This window comes from Streptomyces sp. WAC05374, assembly GCF_004353505.1.
Classification (GTDB): Bacteria; Actinomycetota; Actinomycetes; order Streptomycetales; family Streptomycetaceae; genus Streptomyces.
Genome location: NZ_SMNQ01000001.1, coordinates 982,230 through 1,001,028 on the forward strand (window position 1 = coordinate 982,230; position 18,799 = coordinate 1,001,028).

General features: G+C 74.0%; 21 protein-coding genes and 1 riboswitch. Of the genes, 7 read left to right on the forward strand and 14 right to left on the reverse strand.

The features are described from left to right. Positions 1-9: 9 nt before the first annotated feature. The 5 genes from E2B92_RS04360 to E2B92_RS04380 form a co-directional block, all read right to left on the reverse strand. Positions 10-1,722 (reverse strand): ATP-binding cassette domain-containing protein, encoded by a 1,713-nt coding sequence (locus E2B92_RS04360; RefSeq protein WP_235023680.1) that lies wholly within the window; start codon positions 1,720-1,722, stop codon positions 10-12. Then, positions 1,719-3,503: an ABC transporter transmembrane domain-containing protein gene (locus E2B92_RS04365; protein ID WP_126885270.1), complete on the reverse strand. Its 1,785-nt coding sequence runs from the start codon at positions 3,501-3,503 to the stop codon at positions 1,719-1,721. The genes E2B92_RS04360 and E2B92_RS04365 overlap by 4 nt, the downstream gene beginning before the upstream one ends. A gap of 113 nt (positions 3,504-3,616) precedes the next feature. Next, entirely contained in the window at positions 3,617-3,745 is a 129-nt protein-coding gene (locus E2B92_RS04370) for a SapB/AmfS family lanthipeptide (protein ID WP_073755677.1), read from the reverse strand. Further along, positions 3,742-6,327, reverse strand: coding sequence for a class III lanthionine synthetase LanKC (lanKC, locus tag E2B92_RS04375; protein WP_126885269.1), 2,586 nt, complete (start codon positions 6,325-6,327; stop codon positions 3,742-3,744). The genes E2B92_RS04370 and lanKC overlap by 4 nt, the downstream gene beginning before the upstream one ends. A 118-nt stretch (positions 6,328-6,445) precedes the next feature. Next, on the reverse strand, positions 6,446-6,844 hold the full coding sequence (locus E2B92_RS04380; RefSeq protein ID WP_126885268.1) for a VOC family protein: 399 nt from the start codon (positions 6,842-6,844) through the stop codon (positions 6,446-6,448). Positions 6,845-7,083: 239 nt separating this feature from the next. Between E2B92_RS04380 and E2B92_RS04385 the strand changes: the two genes are divergently transcribed. Continuing rightward, the gene (locus E2B92_RS04385) at positions 7,084-7,797 is read left to right on the forward strand and encodes a lysophospholipid acyltransferase family protein (protein WP_126885267.1); all 714 of its coding nucleotides are present in this window, start codon (positions 7,084-7,086) and stop codon (positions 7,795-7,797) included. A 111-nt stretch (positions 7,798-7,908) separates the two neighbouring features. Beyond that, positions 7,909-8,199: a DUF4190 domain-containing protein gene (locus tag E2B92_RS04390; RefSeq protein WP_126885266.1), complete on the forward strand. Its 291-nt coding sequence runs from the start codon at positions 7,909-7,911 to the stop codon at positions 8,197-8,199. Positions 8,200-8,229: 30 nt separating this feature from the next. On the opposite strand, the gene E2B92_RS04395 is transcribed toward E2B92_RS04390, so the two are convergent. The 7 genes from E2B92_RS04395 to E2B92_RS04425 form a co-directional block, all read right to left on the reverse strand. Further along, a complete protein-coding gene (locus tag E2B92_RS04395; protein ID WP_126885265.1) occupies positions 8,230-8,964 on the reverse strand; it encodes an urease accessory protein UreD in 735 nt (244 codons plus the stop codon). Next, positions 8,961-9,638 (reverse strand): urease accessory protein UreG, encoded by a 678-nt coding sequence (gene ureG, locus E2B92_RS04400; RefSeq protein ID WP_126885264.1) that lies wholly within the window; start codon positions 9,636-9,638, stop codon positions 8,961-8,963. The genes E2B92_RS04395 and ureG overlap by 4 nt, the downstream gene beginning before the upstream one ends. Positions 9,639-9,652: 14 nt before the next feature. Further along, positions 9,653-10,315, reverse strand: a complete 663-nt coding sequence (locus E2B92_RS04405) for an urease accessory protein UreF (protein ID WP_126885263.1) — start codon at positions 10,313-10,315, stop codon at positions 9,653-9,655. Positions 10,316-10,469: 154 nt separating this feature from the next. Further along, positions 10,470-12,224 (reverse strand): urease subunit alpha, encoded by a 1,755-nt coding sequence (locus tag E2B92_RS04410; RefSeq protein WP_126885262.1) that lies wholly within the window; start codon positions 12,222-12,224, stop codon positions 10,470-10,472. Further along, positions 12,217-12,528 (reverse strand): urease subunit beta, encoded by a 312-nt coding sequence (locus E2B92_RS04415; protein WP_126885261.1) that lies wholly within the window; start codon positions 12,526-12,528, stop codon positions 12,217-12,219. The genes E2B92_RS04410 and E2B92_RS04415 overlap by 8 nt, the downstream gene beginning before the upstream one ends. A 16-nt stretch (positions 12,529-12,544) precedes the next feature. Then, positions 12,545-12,847: an urease subunit gamma gene (locus E2B92_RS04420; RefSeq protein ID WP_126885260.1), complete on the reverse strand. Its 303-nt coding sequence runs from the start codon at positions 12,845-12,847 to the stop codon at positions 12,545-12,547. Between the two features lie 136 nt (positions 12,848-12,983). Continuing rightward, positions 12,984-13,610 (reverse strand): TetR/AcrR family transcriptional regulator, encoded by a 627-nt coding sequence (locus E2B92_RS04425; protein ID WP_126885259.1) that lies wholly within the window; start codon positions 13,608-13,610, stop codon positions 12,984-12,986. Positions 13,611-13,728: 118 nt separating this feature from the next. Here E2B92_RS04425 and E2B92_RS04430 point away from each other — a divergent pair, with 118 nt between their 5' ends. Then, positions 13,729-14,712, forward strand: coding sequence for an ABC transporter permease (locus tag E2B92_RS04430; RefSeq protein ID WP_126885258.1), 984 nt, complete (start codon positions 13,729-13,731; stop codon positions 14,710-14,712). A 121-nt stretch (positions 14,713-14,833) separates the two neighbouring features. Here E2B92_RS04430 and E2B92_RS04435 read toward each other — a convergent pair whose 3' ends face one another. After that, on the reverse strand, positions 14,834-15,145 hold the full coding sequence (locus tag E2B92_RS04435; RefSeq protein ID WP_126885257.1) for a type II toxin-antitoxin system Phd/YefM family antitoxin: 312 nt from the start codon (positions 15,143-15,145) through the stop codon (positions 14,834-14,836). 54 nt (positions 15,146-15,199) lie between these two features. Here E2B92_RS04435 and E2B92_RS04440 point away from each other — a divergent pair, with 54 nt between their 5' ends. The 3 genes from E2B92_RS04440 (at position 15,200) to E2B92_RS04450 (ending at position 17,111) form a co-directional block, all read left to right on the forward strand. After that, positions 15,200-15,808 carry a ClpP family protease gene (locus E2B92_RS04440; protein ID WP_126885256.1) on the forward strand — a complete coding sequence of 203 codons (609 nt, stop codon included), beginning with the start codon at positions 15,200-15,202 and terminating at the stop codon, positions 15,806-15,808. A 3-nt stretch (positions 15,809-15,811) separates the two neighbouring features. Then, complete coding sequence (locus E2B92_RS04445) at positions 15,812-16,129, forward strand: hypothetical protein (RefSeq protein ID WP_126885255.1); 318 nt, start codon at positions 15,812-15,814, stop codon at positions 16,127-16,129. Positions 16,130-16,457: 328 nt separating this feature from the next. Continuing rightward, a riboswitch (cyclic di-AMP (ydaO/yuaA leader) is annotated at positions 16,458-16,630 on the forward strand. A gap of 4 nt (positions 16,631-16,634) precedes the next feature. Next, positions 16,635-17,111: a C40 family peptidase gene (locus E2B92_RS04450; protein ID WP_126885254.1), complete on the forward strand. Its 477-nt coding sequence runs from the start codon at positions 16,635-16,637 to the stop codon at positions 17,109-17,111. 119 nt (positions 17,112-17,230) lie between these two features. Here E2B92_RS04450 and E2B92_RS04455 read toward each other — a convergent pair whose 3' ends face one another. After that, the gene (locus E2B92_RS04455; protein WP_126885253.1) at positions 17,231-17,662 is read right to left on the reverse strand and encodes an ATP-binding protein; all 432 of its coding nucleotides are present in this window, start codon (positions 17,660-17,662) and stop codon (positions 17,231-17,233) included. A 258-nt stretch (positions 17,663-17,920) separates the two neighbouring features. Between E2B92_RS04455 and E2B92_RS04460 the strand changes: the two genes are divergently transcribed. Further along, the gene (locus tag E2B92_RS04460; protein WP_126885252.1) at positions 17,921-18,790 is read left to right on the forward strand and encodes a helix-turn-helix domain-containing protein; all 870 of its coding nucleotides are present in this window, start codon (positions 17,921-17,923) and stop codon (positions 18,788-18,790) included. Positions 18,791-18,799: the final 9 nt, after the last annotated feature.

Below are 18,799 nucleotides of genomic sequence, written 5' to 3' on the forward strand. Positions count from 1 at the left end.
CCGCGCGGCTCAGGCCGCGTCGGGGCGCCACAGGCCGACCAGGTCCCGGTACAGGTCCGAGCGGGCGAGCAGCTCGCCGTGCGGGGCGCACTGGGCGCGTTCCCCGTCCAGGACGAGGACCCGGTCGGCCCGTACGGCGGACGAGATGCGGTGGGCGACGACGACGAGGGCGCCGGGCCGGGCGGCGAGCGCCCGCTCGGCGTGCTCCTCGGTGTCGGGGTCCAGGTGGCACGTCGCCTCGTCGAGCAGGAGGAGCGGGGCGGGCGCGAGGTAGGCGCGGCCGAGCGCCAGCCTCTGCCGCTCGCCCTGCGACAGGCGGCCCGGGTCGATCACCGCGTCCGGGCCGCCGAGCCGCCGGACGAGCGGGGCGAGCCCCAGCGCGTCCACCGCCCGCCGGACCTCGGCGGGGGTGGCGCGGGGGCTCAGGTAGCGGAGGTTGTCCAGGACGGTGCCGGTGAAGACGTAGGCCCGCTGGGGCAGCAGCGCGGGTACGCCGGCCACGGCGACCGTGCCGGCGGTCGGGGCCAGGAGCCCGGCGAGCAGGGCGGTCAGGGTGGACTTGCCGATGCCGCTCGGGCCCACGACGGCGAGGTGCTCCCCCGGCTCGACGACCAGGTCGAGGCCGTCCAGCACCGGCCGCGCCCCGGGACCGTAGGCGAAGCTCACGCCCCGCAGTTCGGCGGCGGGCCCGACCCGGCGGAGGAGGACGGGAGCCCGCACGCCCGTCGGCGCGGGCGCCCCGGGTCCGCGCGGGGCGGGTGCGGCGGTGAAGCGCTCCAGTACCACCAGCAGCCGCGTACCGGCCGTGCCGAACGCGGTCATGAGCGCGTCCAGTGCGGGCAGCAGCGCCTGGACGAGATAGGTGACCGCACCGAGGAGGGCACCCGCCGTCACCCCGCCGCGCAGCAGCCACGGCGTGGCCAGCAGCAGCGCGACGACCGGCAGCCGGCCCGCCGCGCCCAGGGCGAGCGTACGGACGGCGGCCCAGCGGGCCAGGCGGCGCGAGAGCCGGGCCTCGGCGTCGACCAGCCGCCCCAGGTCCGCCGCCACCCGCCGCTCGCCGCCGCAGGCCACCACGTCCCGCAGCCCGGCGCCGACGGCGCCCACCCGGTCCGACAGCGCCTCGTCGGTGTCGAGGAAGGCGCGCTGCGCGGCGGCCATGGGGCCGAGGGTGGCGAGGAACAGCCCCAGTCCGAGCAGGAGCGGCGGGAGGACGACGAGCGTCAGCGCGGGTTCCAGGGCGGCCATGCCCAGCAGCGCGCCCAGGGCGGTGAAGACGAAGGAGCGGGCCGTCAGAACGAGTCCGGCGAAGCTGTCGCGGGCGATCTCGGTCTGGTGCGTGAGCCGGGACACGGCCGCGGCACCGGCCGCGCTCTCGGCACGCGCCGGGTCGGCCACCGCCCCGTCGATGGCCTGGGACACGGCGCGGCGGACCAGCCCGTCGCGCAGCGGCTCGACCAGGCCGGCCAGCCCGGCGAACACCCCGCGTACGGCGAACCCGCCGAGGACGGTGCCGAGGGCGGCCACGCCCAGCCACAGCAGGCCGGTAGCGGTGCGGCCGGCGAGGAAACCGTCGTCCAGCGCGCGGGCCACGCCGTACCCGCCGAGGAACGTGTGGGCCGACTCCAGCAGGGACCAGGCGGCCAGCCGCAGCACGTCCCGCTTCCGGCGCCGCAGGAAGCGGCGCCCCTCGGGCAGGACCCGGCGGGTGCGCGCCGTCACGCGCCGGCCCCGTCGGCGGCGGCGAACACGGCCCGGTACGCCGGGTCGCGCCACAGTGTGCGGTGCGCTCCGACGGCGCGCACCCGGCCGTCGTCCAGCCAGACCACCAGGTCCGCCCCGGCCGCGGAGGACAGCCGGTGGGCGACGACGAGCCGGGTGCCGGGCCGCACGTCCTCGGCCAGCGCCCGCTCGACCTGCCGCTGGGTGACCGTGTCGAGGCCGGACATCGCGTCGTCGAGGATCAGCAGCCGTCCCGCGTGGGCGAACGCCCGCGCGAGCCCCAGGCGTTGCAGCTCGCCGCCGGAGAGCGGCGCGTCGGCCAGGTGCGTGCCGTAGCCGCGCGGCAGCCGCTCGACGAACCCGTCCGCTCCGGCCGCGCGGGCGGCGGACCGCACCGCGTCCGCCGGTGCCGGGTCGGCGCCGAACGCGACGGCCTCGCCGACCGTCGTGCCGAAGAGGGCCGGCCGGCTGAAGGCGTACCCGACCTCCCGGCGCAACCGCCGGGGCTCGACGCGGTCCAGGCGTACCCCGTCGAGCAGGACGTACCCCTCGTCGGGGTCGGTGAGCCGGCCCGCGACGGCGGCGAGCAGGGACTTGCCCGCGCCGGACCGGCCGACCACGGCGGCGGTGGCCCCGCCGGGCACGCGCAGGTCGACGCCGCGCAGCACGGCGACCCCGTCCCGTACGACGGTGACGCCGCGCAGTTCGAGCGTGCCCGTGCCGTCGGCGGGCAGGGCCTCCCGGCCGTGCGTCAGCCGTGGGAGGGCCAGCAGTTCACCGGTGCGGCGGGCGGCGGCCCGGCCGCGGACCAGGGCGCCGAGGGCCGAGGCGACCGCGCCGACTCCCGCGGCGAGCGCCGCGTACCGCGAGGCCGCCACGAGTTCGCCGACGCCCAGGGCGCCGGAGGCCAGCCGGGCGCCGCCGACGGCGAGGACGACGCACACCAGCAGGGGCATGAGCACCCCGCTGCGGGCGACGGCCCGTCCGTAGACCTGCCACATCGTCCGCCCCTCGGCGGCCAGTTCGGCCAGCGTGGCGAGGACGCGGCGCCGCTCGCGCGCGGCCGTCCCCGCGGCGGCGATGGTGCGGGCACCGGCCAGCGCCTCGACGAGGCGGTCCGCCATGGCGGACTGCGCGCGCTGGTAGCGCGTCACGGTGCCGGAGGAGCTGCGGGCGAACGCCCGGAGCAGCAGGGCCAGCAGCGGGAGCCCGGCCAGGAACGCGGCCGCCGTCCACGGGTCGATGACCAGCAGCGCGACCAGCGCGCCGAGGGGTGGCAGGACCGTGGCGAGCGCCCCCGCCGCGGTGGCCGGGACGGTGCCGGCCTCGGTGGCGTTGGCGGTGAGCCGGGTGGCGAGGTCGCCGGGCGCGAAGCGGTCCGCGGCGTGGTGCGGTGGTGCGGCGAGCAGCCGGGTGAGGGCGCGGCGGCGGAGCCAGGCGGTGGACCGGGCGTTGGTGGTGCCGGTCAGCAGGGCCACCAGCGCGTCCAGGACGATCTCGGCCGCGATCAGCGCGGCGCACAGGCCGACCCAGCGCGGTGCGCCGGCCGAACCGGCGAGCAGCAGGTCGAGGCTCCGGCCCAGGACGGCCGGCTCGGCGAGGGCGGCCAGCGCGGCGCCCAGGGAGCACAGCAGCACCGCCGCGGCACGGCCCCCGCTGTGCCGCAGGGCCCCCCGGAGGACCTCCGCGTCCACCGGCCGGCCCTCGGGCCCGGGCTCCGGCTTGGGCGCCGGGTCGCGGCGGTCCGGCGATGCGGGGGCAGGCGGCGGCGGGGAGGTCATGGGGGCGGTGTCCTCCTCGGGCGGGTACGGGTGGTCCCGGGCGGCGCGTGCGCCGCCCGGGACCGGGTGATCCGTACGGCCGCGCGGCATTCGGCACCGCGCGACCGGGCGGGTCAGTTACAGGTGGTGACGCTCAGGCTGCTGTCGCCGCAGAGCAGCAGGCTCGCGCGGCTGCCGGTGGCGATGTCGCCCGTCGCCTCTTCCTTGGGGGTCTCCATCGACTGCAGGTCGAGAAGCGTCATGATCGATTCCTTTCCTTCATGGGGACGGTGTGCTCTGTCTCGGCCCCTGGCTGGGGCCGGCTCGTGGGCCGCCGGAGCGGCGGGAGGAACGGCAGGTGCGCGCGGCCGTCGGACGCGGCGCTGCCGAGGGCGAGGAGGCAGCCGGCGGTGCCCGTGGAGAGGTCCATGGACAGCCGCATCATCTGCTCGCCGGGGAAGGCCAGATGGCCCTGGTACGGCACGGCGTGCCGGGCGAGGGCGTCGATCTGGCGCCGTACGTCGCCGGGGGCGGTGCCCGGGCCGGGCGCGGTGGTGCGGCTGAGGTACAGCACCATGCCGGCCGCGCCCCGGAACAGTCCGGGCTGGGCGTAGAAGGTGGCCTGGGCGGCGCGGACGATGTCGCGCCGCGCCCGCTCGAAGTCCGCGTCGTCGCGGTGGGCGGCGTAGTCGTCGAGGACCATCCCGATGCCGACGCTCCCGGCGCCGAGGTAGGGCATGGTCCGCCAGCCCTCGTCGACCTGGAGGGTGCCGCCCGCGCTGGTCACGCAGCGGGCCAGGTCGCGGCGGAGCGCGTCGGCGGCCAGGTCGAGCAGGCCGGTGTCGCCGGTGCGTTCGTACAGGCGGAGGAAGAGCAGGGCGGGTCCGGAGGCGCCGTGCAGCAGTCCGGCCCGGGAGACGCCGGGCAGGGCGTCGGCGACGAGGCCGGCGCAGCGCAGGGCGGCGTCCCGCATGCCGAGGGCGTCCAGCGCCAGGCCGACGCCCGCGAGGCCGCTGTGCAGGTCGGGGGCGATGTTGTCCCAGGGCCGGGACAGGGTGAGTTCGGCGAGGTCGCGGGCCTGCTCGGGGTGGCCGAGGCGGTCCAGGGTCCAGGCGATGCCGGCGAGACCGTCGTAGAAGCCGATGGGGGTGCCGGACTCGGGTTCCTTGGTGCGGCGCAGCAGCCACTCCTCGGCCTCGGGGCACCTGCCGGAGCCCGTCTCGTGGAGGGCGTACAGGACGCCGGCGGTGCCGTACCCGACCGTCAGGCCGCCGCCCGCCGTGGCGAACTGGGCGATGTCGCCGGGGAAGTACCGGTCCTCGCGTTCGGGTGTGGCGGAGGCGAGCACGGCGCGCACCATGGAGGCGCGGCTGCGCGGCCAGTCGCCCGGCTCGACGGGCAGGTACGGTCCGCCGCCGGACGTTCCCGCGATCTCCTCGACCGCCTCGTCGAGGAAGGCGCGCGGGACGGGGAAGTGCGCGGCCGCGATGTCGGCGAGGTGCCGCGCCTTGCCGGGGTCCAGCGGGAACAGGCTGGTCAGCGGCATGAACAGGGCGATCCGCAGGCAGGCGAGGGCGTACCGGTCGACGGCGAAGCCGCGCCGGTCGGGCGGTGCGACGAACGCCGGGTTGGCGACGGTCTGGCGGCGGCCCTCGTCGATGTGGGCGGCGGCCTCGAAGTCCAGCAGCGCCACGGACGTCTCGTCCTCGGAGACCATGATGTTGAACAGGTGCAGGTCGTTGAAGACCACCCCGCGTGCGTGCACCGCGTCGACGGCCTCCTCCACGAGGCGGTGGATGCGCAGCGCCCACGCGGTGTACTCGGCCAGGGACTCGGGTGTCGGGTCGGCCTCGATCAGGGGGTGGCGGCGGGCGAAGAAGGTGTTGAGGGGCTTGCCCTCGAGGAACTCCATCGCCAGGAAGTGGTGGTCGCCGAGGACGAAGGTGCCCTTCACCTCGGGCGTGTACGGCAGTCCGGCGAGCCGCTCCAGCGCGGTCTGCTCGCGCCGCAGCCGGGTCACCGCGTCGGCGCCGTCGGCGGCGAGGCCGGCGTGCGGGCGGGCCTCCTTGAGGACGACCTTCTCGCCGGTGCGGCGGTCGTGGCCGACGTACACTCCCCCGCCGTTGGAGAAGTGCAGGGCGCTGTCGACGGTGTACGGGATGTCGGTGACCGTCACGGCGGCCCGGGCGTCGAGGTGGGGCCGGAGGAAGGCGGGCGGCTCGATCCAGTCGGGCACCTGGAACACCGGTCCCCGCAGGTCGGGGACGAGGCGCCCGTCGGGGTCCTCGACGGCGGGGCACAGTTCGCCGTTCTCGCCGTAGCAGTGCCGCTGGGTGAAGCTGCCGTAGCGGACGTACACGGGGCCGTCGCCCCAGCGCAGGTCGCTGAGGACGTACGGGCCGGGTTCGCCGGCGAGCAGCGCCGCCAGATCGTCGGCGATCCGGTGGCACTGCTCGTCGCCGGCCGGGTAGACGGTGATGAACTTGCCGCTGGCGGCGCGGTCGGCGTACTTGGCGTTGCGGGTGTGGAGCAGGTACCGGCTCGGGACGAACTTGAAGGCGATGCCCCGGGCGAGGCAGTACTCCATGACCGTCGAAAGAATCGTTTCGGCGTTGTCCAGGCACGCCGACACGTGGATCTTCCAGCCCTGTGCGGGCAGCGTGAGGTCCACGGGGCGCAGGGCCAGCCAGTCACCGCTGCGGTGCCGGCGCCACCCCTCGGGTACGGGGGCGAGCGCCGCCCCGTACAGCGCGCCCCTGCGGTCGGTGCCCTCGGCGGACAGCCGGTACGGCGCGTCGTAGAAGTGGCGGTCCGCGTCGCAGAAGGCGGCGTAGCCCTTGATCACACCTGCTCCCTCGGTCGGCGACGGAGACGACGGTGTCATCCCGGGCGGGGGTGGCAACAGTCACATCCGTCAGCAACCGACCGTGCGGAACGCATGAGTAACTCCCGGCCCCGCGCGCTCACTCGGCCGCCGAGCGGCCTTCCCGGGCGACCAGGGTGAAGGAGTGGCCGGCCGGGTCGGCGTACGTCCGTACGTCCCGGGGGCCGGAGTTGTCCCTCGTCTCCACCGGCCTGGCGCCCAGGCCGACCGCCTCGCGCTCCGCCTCGTCCATGTCGGCCTCGGCCACCAGGATGTGCAGGTGCGCCTGCTGGGAGTCGTCGGGGCGCGGCCAGCTCGGCGGGGCGTAGCCGTGGTCGCGCCGTACGGCCACGCACACGCCGTGGTGGCCGACCACCTCGATGAAGTCCGGATCGGTTCCGCGTCGGGTCCGGGCGTCCAGCAGTTCGGCGTAGAACTCCGCCAGCGCCTCGGGTTCGGCGCTGTCCAGGACCAGGACGCTGTTCTTGGGCACAGTCATGGCTTCCTTGTGCCCCCGTCCCGGCCGTCCATCACCGGTGCCGGCCCGGTGGCGGGCGGGTGGCGCGGGGCGGTGACGGCCGCGCGGGCGAGGTGAGCGGGAGCTTTGGCGCCCGCGCCTGTGGCGGTAATGGGCGGGTAGGCGCCGGAAGTGAGGCAGAATGCCTGACGTTCCTTCAGAAACGTCCCGGTGAGCCCGACCGGCTCAGGTGCCCGTCCAGTGGCGTAGGGAGCCCACCCGTGTTCTACTACCTGCTCAAATACGTCCTCCTCGGGCCGTTGCTGCGGCTGCTGTTCCGGCCGAGGACCGAGGGGCTGGAGCACATCCCGGAGGACGGCGCCGCGATCGTGGCGGGCAACCACCTGTCCTTCTCGGACCACTTCCTGATGCCGGTCGTCCTCAAGCGGCGCATCACCTTCCTCGCGAAGCAGGAGTACTTCACCGGCCCCGGTGTGAAGGGCCGGCTGACCGCCGCGTTCTTCCGCAGCGCGGGTCAGATCCCGGTGGACCGCTCCGGCAAGGAGGCCGGGCAGGCGGCGATCCGCGAGGGGCTCGGGGTGCTGTCCAAGGGCGAGCTGCTGGGGATCTACCCGGAGGGCACCCGCTCGCACGACGGGCGCCTCTACAAGGGCAAGGTCGGCGTCGCGGTCATGGCCCTGCGGGCGGGCGTGCCGGTGATCCCGTGCGCCATGGTCGGGACGTTCGAGATCCAGCCGCCCGGACAGGTGCTGCCGAAGATCAAACGGGTGACGGTCCGGTTCGGCGAGCCGCTGGACTTCTCCCGTTACGAGGGGATGGAGAACGACAAGACCGTCCTGCGGGCCGTCACCGACGAGATCATGTACCGGATCCTGGAGCTGTCGGGCCAGGAGTACGTCGACGCGTACGCGGCCAAGGTCAAGGAGGCCGAGCAGGCGGAGCAGTCGCGCAGGTTCCCCAAGTTCCGGCGGTGAGCGGGCCGCCCGCGCGGCGGACGGTCACGATTTTCTCACGCGGCGGGCATGGCACCGGCACAACGGGCAACACGGACGTTCACAAGTCCACCCCGAACAGGGAGAGTTGCCATGGCCGGTTACGGCACCAGCGGTACGCACGGGCAGGCTCAGTCCCGCACGAACGGGCTCGCCATCGCCGGGCTCGTCTGCGGCATCGTCGGCACGTTGTTCCTCAATGTCATCCTCGGGCCGCTCGCCATCGTCTTCGGTGTGATCGCCCTCAAGCAGGCCCCCGTCAAGAACGGCGCCGGAATGGCGAAGGCCGCCATCGTGCTCGGCATCGTCGACCTGGTGATCTTCGCCATCCTCCTGGCGGTGGCGGCGTCCACGGGTGGTTTCACCTGGTACGTCGGCGGCTGACGCCGCACACGACCGGGCCCGGGCCCGCCGTCACAGGGTGGCCAGTGCCTCGTCCAGGACGCGCCGCAGGCGCAGGGCGTCCGGGGCGACGGCGGTCACCAGGGCGGCGGGCCCGGCCAGTGGTGTGACGGCGGCGGTGTCACCGAGGAGGCACGGCTCGGCGGGCTTCTCCTCGAACTCCGGCCGCACCACGAGAAGTTGGCCCACCGCCCGGTGCCCGCCCAGCACCGCGCCGCCGTCCCAGCCGCCGGGCGCGCCCGGGCCGTAGGCGAGTTCCTGGTCCAGCAGGAGCCGGCCCGCGCGGCGGACGGTGAGCCGGGTGGTGAGGGTGCCGGGCTCCTCCGCGTGACGGCCCAGGACCTGCTCCTCGCGCAGCACCAGCCGTGCGGTGGCGGCCAGTTCGACCGTCGTACGCATCCGCAGGTCCGAGCCGTGGGCGGAGACGAGCTGCTCGGGCAGCCAGCGCAGTTCGGCGCCCTCCGCGACGGTGAGGCGCACGTCGTAGCGGGCCTGGCGGGCCTCCCGGCCGGGCAGGGCGACCGTCGCGGCCGCCGAGCCGACGGTGAGCCGCGCCCCGTCCCGTACCTCGGCCTCCACCGCCAGCCGGTCACCGCCGAGCGGCGCCGTCATGGCGCCGACGACGGTGACACGGGTGTACGGGCCGGTGGCCCGGGTGCGCCGCAGGGCGAGCGGCCCGTCGCTGCGGAGGACCGGCAGGGCGCCGTCGCGGTCGGCGACGATCCGCGCGGTGGCGTGGACGCTCATGCGGCCCAGGCGGCGAGCCGCGCGCGCACCCAGTCGGCGACCGGCCCGACGCCCCGCTCGCCGGTCAGCGAGGTGAACGCCACGGGCAGGTCGCCGCGCTGCTCCTTGGCGTCACGGGCCATGCGCTCCAGGTCGGAGCCGACGTACGGCGCGAGGTCGGTCTTGTTGATCACCAGCAGATCGGCCGTGGTGACACCGGGGCCGCCCTTGCGGGGGATGTCGTCACCGCCCGCGACGTCGATCACGAAGATCTGGGCGTCGACGAGGCCCTTGGAGAAGGTGGCGGTGAGGTTGTCGCCGCCGGACTCGACGAGGATGAGGTCGAGCGGCCCGACGGCGTCCTCCAGGTCCTCGACGGCCTCGAGGTTGGCGGAGATGTCGTCGCGGATCGCGGTGTGCGGGCAGGCGCCGGTCTCCACCGCCGCGATGCGCTCGGGCGGCAGGACGGCGTTGCGCAGCAGGAACTCGGCGTCCTCGCGGGTGTAGATGTCGTTGGTGACGACGGCGATGGAGAGCCGGTCACGCAGTTCGCGGCAGAGGGCGGCGACGGTGGCGGTCTTGCCGGAGCCGACCGGTCCGCCGAGGCCGATGCGCAGTGCGCGGCGGGTGCCGTCGGGCCGGTGGGCGTCGGCGCTGATCGCGGCGGGGCCGGTGTGGTCGTGGTCGAGGTGCATGTCTGCTCCGGGTCTCAGGAGGCGAAGAGGCGTACGGGCCAGGCCGCGTGCTGTTCGGCGGTGATGTCGAGCAGCGGCGCGGAGGCCGCGGGCAGCGCGTCGACGCCGTGATCGGCGGCGCGTGCGGCCCGGGCGGCCACGTCGTCCATGTCGGGCGCGAGCCGGGCGAGGACGGCGGTGGCCTGGAAGGGGTCGAGGCTCAGCAGCCGGACGGCTGCCGTGGCGGGGCCGCTGACCGTCTCGTAGGCGACGCAGTGCGCGGCGTCCTCGGGGCCGAGGCCGGCCGCGCGGGCCGCCAGTCCGAGGACGACCGGCTGGTGCGCGCCGCGCGGGAAGGCCCGTGCGAGCGCGTCCAGTTCGGGGCTCGGCCAACTGGCGCGGGCGGCCCGCAGCAACTGGCGGCCGAGCTTGCGGGCGGTGGCGCGCAGCGCGGGTGAGGGGGTGCGGGCGTCGGCGGCCTCGTCGAGCGCGGCCGGGTCGTGCCCGGCGGCGGCCGCCGCGGCCAGGGCGGCGGCGGTGAGGCCGCTGGTGTGCAGGCGGCCGCGGCAGAAGGTCTCCAGGTCGCGGGCGTCGCGGATGCGTCCCGCCCTGACGGCCGGTTCGGCGCCGCCGGAGTGGGCGTGGCCACCGGCGGGGAACCGGCCGTCGGCGAGGACGAGCAGTGCGGCCCGGGTCATGGCGCACTCGCCGGGCAGGGCGTGCTCGTCAGCGCTCGTGCGCGCGTCGGAACGTGTGTGGTCGTCAGCGCTGGTGCGCGCGTCGGGGCGTGCGTACTCGTCAGCGCTCGCGTACTCGTCGGACCGTACGTACTCATCGGGACGGGTGTGCTCATCAGAAGAGGAAGTAGCGCTGGGCCATGGGCAGTTCGGCGGCGGGAGCCGGGTCGACGGGCTCGCCGTCGATCGTCACGGTGAACGTGTCGGCGTCCACCTCCACCCGTGGCAGGGCGTCGTTCTCGCGCATGTCCGCCTTGGTGACGCCCCGGGTGCTTCTGATCGCCGTGAACTCCTTGGCGAGGCCAAGCCGTTCGGGCAGCCCGTCGTCGAGGGCGGAGCGGGTGACGAAGTTGAACGAGCCGGACGCGGCCGCCGTGCCCAGCGCGCCGAACATGGGGCGGGGCATGACCGGCTGGGGCGTGGGGATGGACGCGTTGGCGTCGCCCATCTGGGCGTACGCGATCTGCCCGCCCTTGATCACCGTCTGCGGCTTGACACCGAAGAACGCGGGTTCCCAGAGCACCAGGTCGGCGAGCTTGCCGGTCTCGACGGAGCCGATCTCGTGGTCGAGGCCCTGGGCGACCGCCGGGTTGATGGTGTATTTGGCGACATAGCGACGTGCCCGGTGGTTGTCGGCGCGACCGTCACCGGGCAGCGCGCCCCGGCGCCGTTTCATCACGTGCGCGGTCTGCCAGGTCCGCAGGATCACCTCCCCCACACGGCCCATGGCCTGGGAGTCGGAGGAGATGATCGAGATGGCGCCCAGGTCGTGGAGGATGTCCTCGGCCGCGATGGTGGAGGGCCGGATGCGGGACTCGGCGAAGGCGAGGTCCTCGGGGACGGCCGGGTTGAGGTGGTGGCACACCATCAGCATGTCGAGGTGTTCGTCGAGCGTGTTGACGGTGTGCGGCCGGGTGGGGTTGGTGGAGCTGGGCAGGACGTACGGCTCGGAGACCACGGTGATGATGTCGGGGGCGTGACCGCCGCCCGCGCCCTCGGTGTGGTACGCGTGGATGGTGCGGCCCGCGATGGCGGCGAGGGTGTCACCGACGAACCCGGCCTCGTTGAGCGTGTCGGTGTGGATGGCGAGCTGGGCGCCGGTCTCCTCGCACACGCGGAGGCAGGCGTCGATGGCCGCGGGGGTGGCCCCCCAGTCCTCGTGGATCTTGAACCCCAGGGCACCGCCCCGCAGTTGGGAGTGCATCGCCTCCTGGGAGACGGTGTTGCCCTTGCCGAGCAGGCCGATGTTGACGGGGTAGGTCTCCAGCGCCTGGAACATCCGGGCGAGGTGCCAGGGCCCGGGGGTGATGGTGGTGGCCTTGGTGCCCTCGGCGGGCCCGGTGCCGCCGCCGACGAGCGTGGTGATCCCGGAGGTCAGCGCCTGCTCGACGACCGTCGGGGAGATGAAGTGCACGTGCGCGTCGATGGCACCGGCGGTGACGATGCGGCCGTTTCCGGCGATGACCTCGGTCTCGGGGCCGATGACGAGGGCGGGGTGGACGCCGTCCATGGTGTCGGGGTTGCCGGCCTTGCCGATGCCGGTGATCCGGCCGTCGAGGATGCCGATGTCGGCCTTGACGATTCCCCAGTGGTCGATGATGACGGCCCCGGTGATCACCGTGTCCGGGGCGCCCTCGGCGCGGGTGGCGCGCGACTGGCCCATCGACTCGCGGATCACCTTGCCGCCGCCGAACACCGCCTCGTCGCCGGCGCGTCCGGGTCCGCCGCAGCGGTCCTCCTCGATCTCCACGAGCAGGTCGGTGTCGGCGAGCCGGATGCGGTCGCCGGTGGTGGGGCCGAAGAGGTCGGCGTACACGGCCCGGTCGAGGAGGGCACGGCTGGGCTCGGTCGGCACGCTGGGCTCAGGCATCGAGGGGGCCTCCGGTCTGTCCGCGCAGGCCGGGGACGACACGCAGCCCGGCGAGCGGTACGAGTTCGACGTCGACGGGGATGCCGGGCTCGAAGCGTACGGCGGTGCCCGCGGCGATGTTCAGCCGCAGGCCGTGCGCGGCCGAACGGTCGAAGTCGAGGCCCGGGTTGGCCTCGGCGAAGTGGTAGTGGGAGCCGACCTGGACGGGCCGGTCGGCGGCGTTGAGGACGGTGAGGCGGGTGACGGGGCGGCCCTCGTTGAGGGGCACGGGCTCGTCCGCGTGGAGGATCTCTCCGGGGATCATCGGTGCCGCTCCCCCGTCAGACGATCGGGTCGTGGACGGTGACGAGCTTGGTGCCGTCGGGGAAGGTGGCCTCGACCTGAACGTCGTGGATCATCTCCGGGATGCCGTCCATGACGTCGTCACGGCTGAGGACCTTGCGGCCGGAGGCCATGAGTTCGGCGACGGTGCGGCCGTCGCGGGCGCCCTCCAGGATGTGCGAGGTGATGAGGGCGACGGCCTCGGGATGATTGAGCCTCACCCCGCGCGCCTTGCGCTTCTCCGCCACGTCGGCGGCCACGTGGATGAGCAGCCGTTCCTGCTCGTGCGGCGTCAGTTGCACGTTTCACCTCACCGTTTCCCGCCCGGTGCGATCCCGGGCGCAGCGGGACCCTATCCGGCTTCAACACTCTGTTGACCTGCGGGAACGAGTGTGGCGCAGAGATATTTCAATCTCGGGCAGAAGTTTTTCCGGGAGGTTAACTGGCGCTTTGCCCGCCCATGGACATCAGCGCGCGCAGCCCGTCCTGGAGGACGGAGACGGGCGCGGAGCCGAACAGGGCCTGCTGGGCGGCGAATCCCTGCGCCGCGGCAATCATCGTGCGGGCGACGCGGTCGGCGGGGATGTCGTCCCGCATGAGGCCGGCCTGCTGGTACGCGAGCACCACGCGCACCCAGGACTCGCGCACCTTCAGGTACCCGGCGCGCATCACGGCGGACAGGTCGTCGTTGCGGAGGGTCTCCGTCCACACCTGGATCATCAGCCGGGGGAAGCTCTCCTCGCCGTCGTAGGACAGGCCGGACCGCTCGGTGAGCACCTCGGTCATGACCTGGCCGACCAGGACGTCCGGCGGCGGGGGCGGGCTCTGGCGGGCGGCGGCCTCGAAGGTGGTGCGGATCGCCTCCAGCACCTCGGTGACGATCGCCTCGATCAGCTCGTCCTTGCCCCGGAAGTACCGGTAGACGGCACCGGCGGAGAGGCCCGTCTCGCGCAGGACGTCCGCCATGGAGGTGGCGTGGAAGCCGTTGCGGGCGAAGCAGCGGGCGGCGCCGTCGAGGATCTGGCGGCGGCGGGCGTCGAGGTGGTGCTGGGACACGCGGGGCATGGACGCAAAGATAAAACGAACGTTCCTTCTTGACAAGGAGGGCGCGACGCCGGACAGTGTCCCCAGGACGTAAAACGAACGATCCTTCTCTTTGACTCGCCGCTGGACGGAGGCACCCATGCCCGCCACGCCCGCTTCCCCGACCCGCCGCACGGCCGCCGTCGCGGTGCTCGTCCCCCTGATCGCCGCCCTCGCCCTGTGGGCCTTCGCCTGGCCCGCCGCCCGCGTCGCCCCGCGCGACCTGCCGATCGGCGTCGCCGGCCCGCCCGCCGCGACCGCCCAGCTCCAGGAGCGCCTCGCGCAGCGCGGCGAAGGCGCCTTCGACGTGCACCGGTACGAGGACGAGGCCGCCGCCCGCACCGCCGTGGAGGACCGGGTCGTATACGGGGCGGTCGTCGCCGGCCCGCAGGGGCCCCGGCTGCTCACCGCGTCCGCCGCGGGCCCCGTCGTGGCCCAGCTCCTCCAGCAGGCGCTCCCCACCGCACCGGTGACCGACGTGGTGGCCGCACCCGCGGGCGACCCGCGGGGCGGCGCGCTGATCGCGAGCATCCTGCCCCTCGCCCTGGCCGGGGTGGCCGCCGGCGCCCTGGTCACCGCCCTCGACCTGCACGGCGCCCGGGCGGTGGCCGCGCTCGTGGGCGCGGCGGTGCTGGTCGGCCTCGTGGGCGCCGCGATCGCCGGGAGCTGGCTGGGCGCGATCACGGGCGACTGGTGGACCGGGGCGGGCGCCCTGGCACTCACCGCGCTGGCGATCGGCGCGGCCGTCGCGGGCCTCGCGGCACTGATCGGCCGTGCGGGGATCGGGCTCGGGGCCCTGGTGGTGGTCCTGCTGGGCAACCCGTTCTCGGGCGTCGCCACCGCCCCCGAGCTGCTGCCCGACCCCGCCGGGACGCTCGGCCAGTGGCTGCCGCCGGGCGCGGCCGGGTCACTGCTGCGGTCGGTGGCGTTCTTCGACGGAGCCGCCGCGGGTGGCCCGCTGCTGGTCCTCACCGTCTGGGCGGCGCTCGGCCTGACGGCGGTCCTGGTGGGCGGCCGGCGCGCCGCGGCGGCGCGGACCGCGCCGGATCACCGCCTCCCGGCCGCACCGGCCCCGGCCGGCTGACCCCGGCCGGCCACCCGGCCTCGCCCGCTCAAGGCCGCGCGCCCCGCCACCGGCAACGGACGGGGCGCGCGGCCTTTCCACGCTCCCGCCCGGCGCCACGCCAACCCCTGTTACCCAAGCGTCAGGCGCCCGGCCCGTGGTGGCCGCCCGGCCCGGCGTGGCCGCCCGGGCGGTGTTCCGCGGCGATGCCGAAGCGGCCGCGTTCGCCCGTGGCGGACGAGGACGGGACGTCCCCGACCTCGGCGACGGAGCGCACCACCGGCTCCCGCCGCTCCTGCTGCGCTTCGAGTCGTTCCAGGTCGGCGGCCGACACCAGGGCCACGAGCGGCTTGCCGTGACGGGTGACGACCACCCGTTCGCCGCCGTAGACGACGCGGTTGATCAGATCGGCGAGCTCTGCCCGGGCTTGCGTCACCGGAATCTCGTAGGCCATGCTCCCATCATAACGAGATGTACGTCCTGTACATTTTTTACAGAGAGGCCTGCCATGAGCCACGCCGCGCGCCACGTCCTGCCCGAATTCACCGAGCGCACCGCCTCCGGGAGCCGCACGGTCGACCCGTACTCCAAGCTGCTGGAGGGGCGGATCGTCCTCCTCGGCACCCCCATCGACGACACCGCGGCCAATGACGTCATCGCCCAGTTACTGCACCTCGAGTACGCCGCGCCCGACCGGGACATCTCGCTCTACATCAACTCCCCCGGCGGGCCGGTCAGTTCCATGTCCGCCATCTACGACACGATGCGGATCGTGACGTGTGACGTGGAGACGACGTGCATCGGCCAGGCCGCGTCGACGGCCGCCGTCCTCCTCGCCGCCGGCACGCCCGGCAAGCGCCTGGCGCTGCCGGGTGCGCGCGTGCTCGTCCAACAGCCCGCCATGGAGGAGCCGCTGCGTGGGCAGCCGACGGATCTCGACCTCCACGCACGGGAGTTGCTGCGCCTGCGCGGGCGCATGGCGGACATGCTGGCCCTGCACACCGGCCGCAGCCGCGAGCGCGTCGATGAAGACCTGGAGCGCGACACGGTCTTCGACGCGCCCGCCGCCGTGGCGTACGGCCTGGTCGACCATGTCGTCGCCGGCCGCAAGGGGTGAGCGGTGCGGCCACCCGAACCACCGCCGCTGCCCGCGCTGACGCGGGCCGAATGCGCGTTCGTCGACGGCTGGCTCGAAGTCGTCGACCTCATGGGGCGGATCAATCCGGCGCGCGCCACCCACACGTACAGCGCCCTGCGCGCGGCACAGGCCCTCGTCGGGCGCGCGACCGCGCTGCGCGACGCGCTGACCTCGATGCACGAGCGCGGCGAGAGCGACGTGCATGCGCATACGCTGGCGCGGGCGTTGCGGGTGCTTGACGGCGAACGGCGCGCAGGACGCGTAACGGTGCCTCAGAATCGAGACATGGGACCGACGTAGCCCTCCCCCGAATGGGCTCAGGAGTACGAGAAACGCTCCCTCGTTCAGCGTACGCAACCGGACGAATTTGGTACGACACGAGTTGCGCACCGGGTGTACTCATCTGGCGGAATATCAGGTTCCGGCCCAGGTACGGGGTTCGTCGATGTCGCGCCGCCAGGCACCAAATCCACCCTGTCCACCCGAATGGATCAGTCGTGAGGAGCCTCACATAAGGCCGTTTCGACTCGGAATTTCACCGCGACATGGGTCAAGATCCCTGACGACGACAAGCCCCCGCCACCGCGGCGGGGCGGTCCGGGCGGACGCCGAGTCCTGCCGCCGTCCGGATGACTGGTCGACAGGAGTGGATCGGCAGGAGTGGAGGACCCAAGCAGTGCGGGTGACCGAACGATGTTCGTCCCATCGGTCGCCCTTGGGGTGAAGCCGCGCGAGCGGCCGGGCAACTTCGCCAGCCCGAACCCGACAGGTCATCCTTCACAGGCGGCTGACGAAGGGTTGCGCTATGACCGCGCAGATTCATGTCCCGTCTCTGCTGTCCCGGGCGGGTGCCGTCTCGGCACTCACCCTCGCCGCCGTCGGTGGCCCGATGCTGGCGCCCGGCGCCGTGTCGGAGGCCCAGGCCGCCCCGGCGCACGCGACGAAGGCGCTGAACATCGCCGCGTCCAAGAAGGGCGCACCGTACAAGTACGGAGCGGCGGGCCCGTCCCGGTTCGACTGCTCCGGCCTGACGCTCTACTCGTACAAGAAGGCCGGCAAGTCCCTGCCGCGCACGGCGCAGCAGCAGTACAACAAGACGCGCCACATCTCCGCCTCCGGCCGGCAGAAGGGCGACCTCGTCTTCTTCCACCGTGGCAGCAGCGTCTACCACGTCGGGATCTACGCGGGTAACAACAAGATCTGGCACTCACCGAAGTCGGGATCGGTGGTGAAGCTGGACAAGATCTGGTCGAAGTCGGTCTGGTACGGGCGGGTCCGCTGACCCTCCGGCCATGACCCGTGGTGCGGGGGCACCCGTCCGGACTGTCCGGTGAGCGCCCCCGCACCACGTGCGGGGAAGCCCCCTGGAGCGCCTCCGCAGGCCCGGGGACGGTCCGGGCGTCACATCTGGACGGGGACCGTCCAGGGCAGGGCGATCCAGACGGTCTTGCCGCCCTCGGGGGTCGGCGTGACCGAGAGCCGGCCACCGCATTCGGCGGTGAGCCAGCGGATGATGACCATTCCCCGGCCGTTGTCCTGCTGCACGGCGGCGGGCAGCCGCTGCGGCCAGCGCGGGTGGCTGTCGGTGACACCGATGCGCAGCCGCTCGTCGCGCTCCAGCCGGACGTCCACGGTGAACGTGGGTGACTGGCCGAAGGTGTGCTGAACGGCGTTGGTGGCCAGCTCCGAGACGATGAGCCGGACCGTGTCGGCCGTGTCGGCCCCGGCCGGGAGGCCCCATTCCTCGAGGACGTCCGCCACGTATCTCCGGGCGGCGGAGACCGAGGCGGGATCGCTCGGCAGAGTGACGGATGCTTCCTGGTGGTCTGCCATGGCGACGCTGTCCCTTTCCCACCGGGGCCGGACTCCGACACGTACCGGATGTTTTGTGAGGACGGCCTCGGATTGCGCTTCGCGCCAGACTGCCACTTATGTCGCCCCTGATGGGGGCGATCCCCCAAGATATGCATATATCTGTCGCTCGAAGCGGTGAACTCTGCTACGCGAGACCGGATTTGGGCGGCAAACTGACGGGTTGGCCCCGGCACGCGGTGCTACGGCGGACGGCCCGGCGGCGGGAGGGAGGCGGTCATGCGAGGCGGTCGGCACGGGCCTGCGGTACGCCGCCGCAAACTCGGCGAGGAGTTGCGCGGGCTGCGCCTGGCCGCGGGGCTCACCAGCCGGGAGGCGGCGCGGCTGGTGGGCTGGCACCAGTCGAAGGTCAGCCGGATCGAGACCGGTACGAGCGGGGTGACCGGTGCGGACGTGGTGCGGCTGCTCGACGCCTACGGGGTGCACGAGCCGCGGCTGCGCGCCCTGCTGGAGGCGCTGGCCGGCGCCGCGGCCGACGGGGGCGGCACCGGCTGGTGGCACGCCTACCGGGGCGTGCTCCCGCCCCCGTACCAGGACTTCATCAGCCTGGAGGCCCAGGCGTGCACCGCGCGGACGCTGGAGACGTCGGTGGTGCCGGGCCTGCTGCAGACGGCCGACTACGCGCGTGCGGTGACGCGGGCGGCGCTGGAGGGCGTCCCGGCGGCGACGGTGGACTCGCTGGTGCGGGTGCGGATGGCACGGCAGGAGGTGCTGCGCGCCGATCCGCCACTGCGGCTGGAGGCGGTGCTGGACGAGGCGGTGCTGCGGCGGCAGGTGGGTGGCCCGGGCGTGATGCGGGGGCAGTTGCGGCGGCTGCTCCAGTGGGCGCACCTGCCGCAGGTGCGGCTCCAGGTGCTGCCGTTCGCGGCGGGTGAGTACGTCGGCCTCTCGGGGCCTTTCGTTATTTTCTCCTTTCCGAACATTTCTGATCTGGACGTGGTTGCTCTTGACCACTTGACGAGTAGCCTCTATCTCGAACGCACGGAAGACCTCGAGGCGTACTGCGCCGCCTTCCGCACCATGCAGGCGCATGCCCTGTCGCCCGAGGAGTCGTCGGAACTCATCGCCGGGATCGGTGACGGCGCGTAGGGAGAGGCA

What these genes read in the sequence shown, in the direction of transcription:
- E2B92_RS04440 (WP_126885256.1), top strand. Translation starts at nt 15,200, where the DNA reads ATGAGCCACGCCGCGCGCCACGTCCTGCCCGAATTCACCGAGCGCACC.
- E2B92_RS04450 (WP_126885254.1), top strand. Translation starts at nt 16,635, where the DNA reads ATGACCGCGCAGATTCATGTCCCGTCTCTGCTGTCCCGGGCGGGTGCC.
- E2B92_RS04455 (WP_126885253.1), bottom strand. Translation starts at nt 17,662, where the DNA reads ATGGCAGACCACCAGGAAGCATCCGTCACTCTGCCGAGCGATCCCGCC.
- E2B92_RS04380 (WP_126885268.1), bottom strand. Translation starts at nt 6,844, where the DNA reads ATGACTGTGCCCAAGAACAGCGTCCTGGTCCTGGACAGCGCCGAACCC.
- E2B92_RS04435 (WP_126885257.1), bottom strand. Translation starts at nt 15,145, where the DNA reads ATGGCCTACGAGATTCCGGTGACGCAAGCCCGGGCAGAGCTCGCCGAT.
- ureG (WP_126885264.1), bottom strand. Translation starts at nt 9,638, where the DNA reads ATGCACCTCGACCACGACCACACCGGCCCCGCCGCGATCAGCGCCGAC.
- E2B92_RS04390 (WP_126885266.1), top strand. Translation starts at nt 7,909, where the DNA reads ATGGCCGGTTACGGCACCAGCGGTACGCACGGGCAGGCTCAGTCCCGC.
- E2B92_RS04410 (WP_126885262.1), bottom strand. Translation starts at nt 12,224, where the DNA reads ATGCCTGAGCCCAGCGTGCCGACCGAGCCCAGCCGTGCCCTCCTCGAC.
- E2B92_RS04365 (WP_126885270.1), bottom strand. Translation starts at nt 3,503, where the DNA reads ATGACCTCCCCGCCGCCGCCTGCCCCCGCATCGCCGGACCGCCGCGAC.
- E2B92_RS04405 (WP_126885263.1), bottom strand. Translation starts at nt 10,315, where the DNA reads ATGACCCGGGCCGCACTGCTCGTCCTCGCCGACGGCCGGTTCCCCGCC.
- E2B92_RS04370 (WP_073755677.1), bottom strand. Translation starts at nt 3,745, where the DNA reads ATGACGCTTCTCGACCTGCAGTCGATGGAGACCCCCAAGGAAGAGGCG.
- E2B92_RS04460 (WP_126885252.1), top strand. Translation starts at nt 17,921, where the DNA reads ATGCGAGGCGGTCGGCACGGGCCTGCGGTACGCCGCCGCAAACTCGGC.
- E2B92_RS04430 (WP_126885258.1), top strand. Translation starts at nt 13,729, where the DNA reads ATGCCCGCCACGCCCGCTTCCCCGACCCGCCGCACGGCCGCCGTCGCG.
- E2B92_RS04425 (WP_126885259.1), bottom strand. Translation starts at nt 13,610, where the DNA reads ATGCCCCGCGTGTCCCAGCACCACCTCGACGCCCGCCGCCGCCAGATC.
- E2B92_RS04415 (WP_126885261.1), bottom strand. Translation starts at nt 12,528, where the DNA reads ATGATCCCCGGAGAGATCCTCCACGCGGACGAGCCCGTGCCCCTCAAC.
- E2B92_RS04395 (WP_126885265.1), bottom strand. Translation starts at nt 8,964, where the DNA reads ATGAGCGTCCACGCCACCGCGCGGATCGTCGCCGACCGCGACGGCGCC.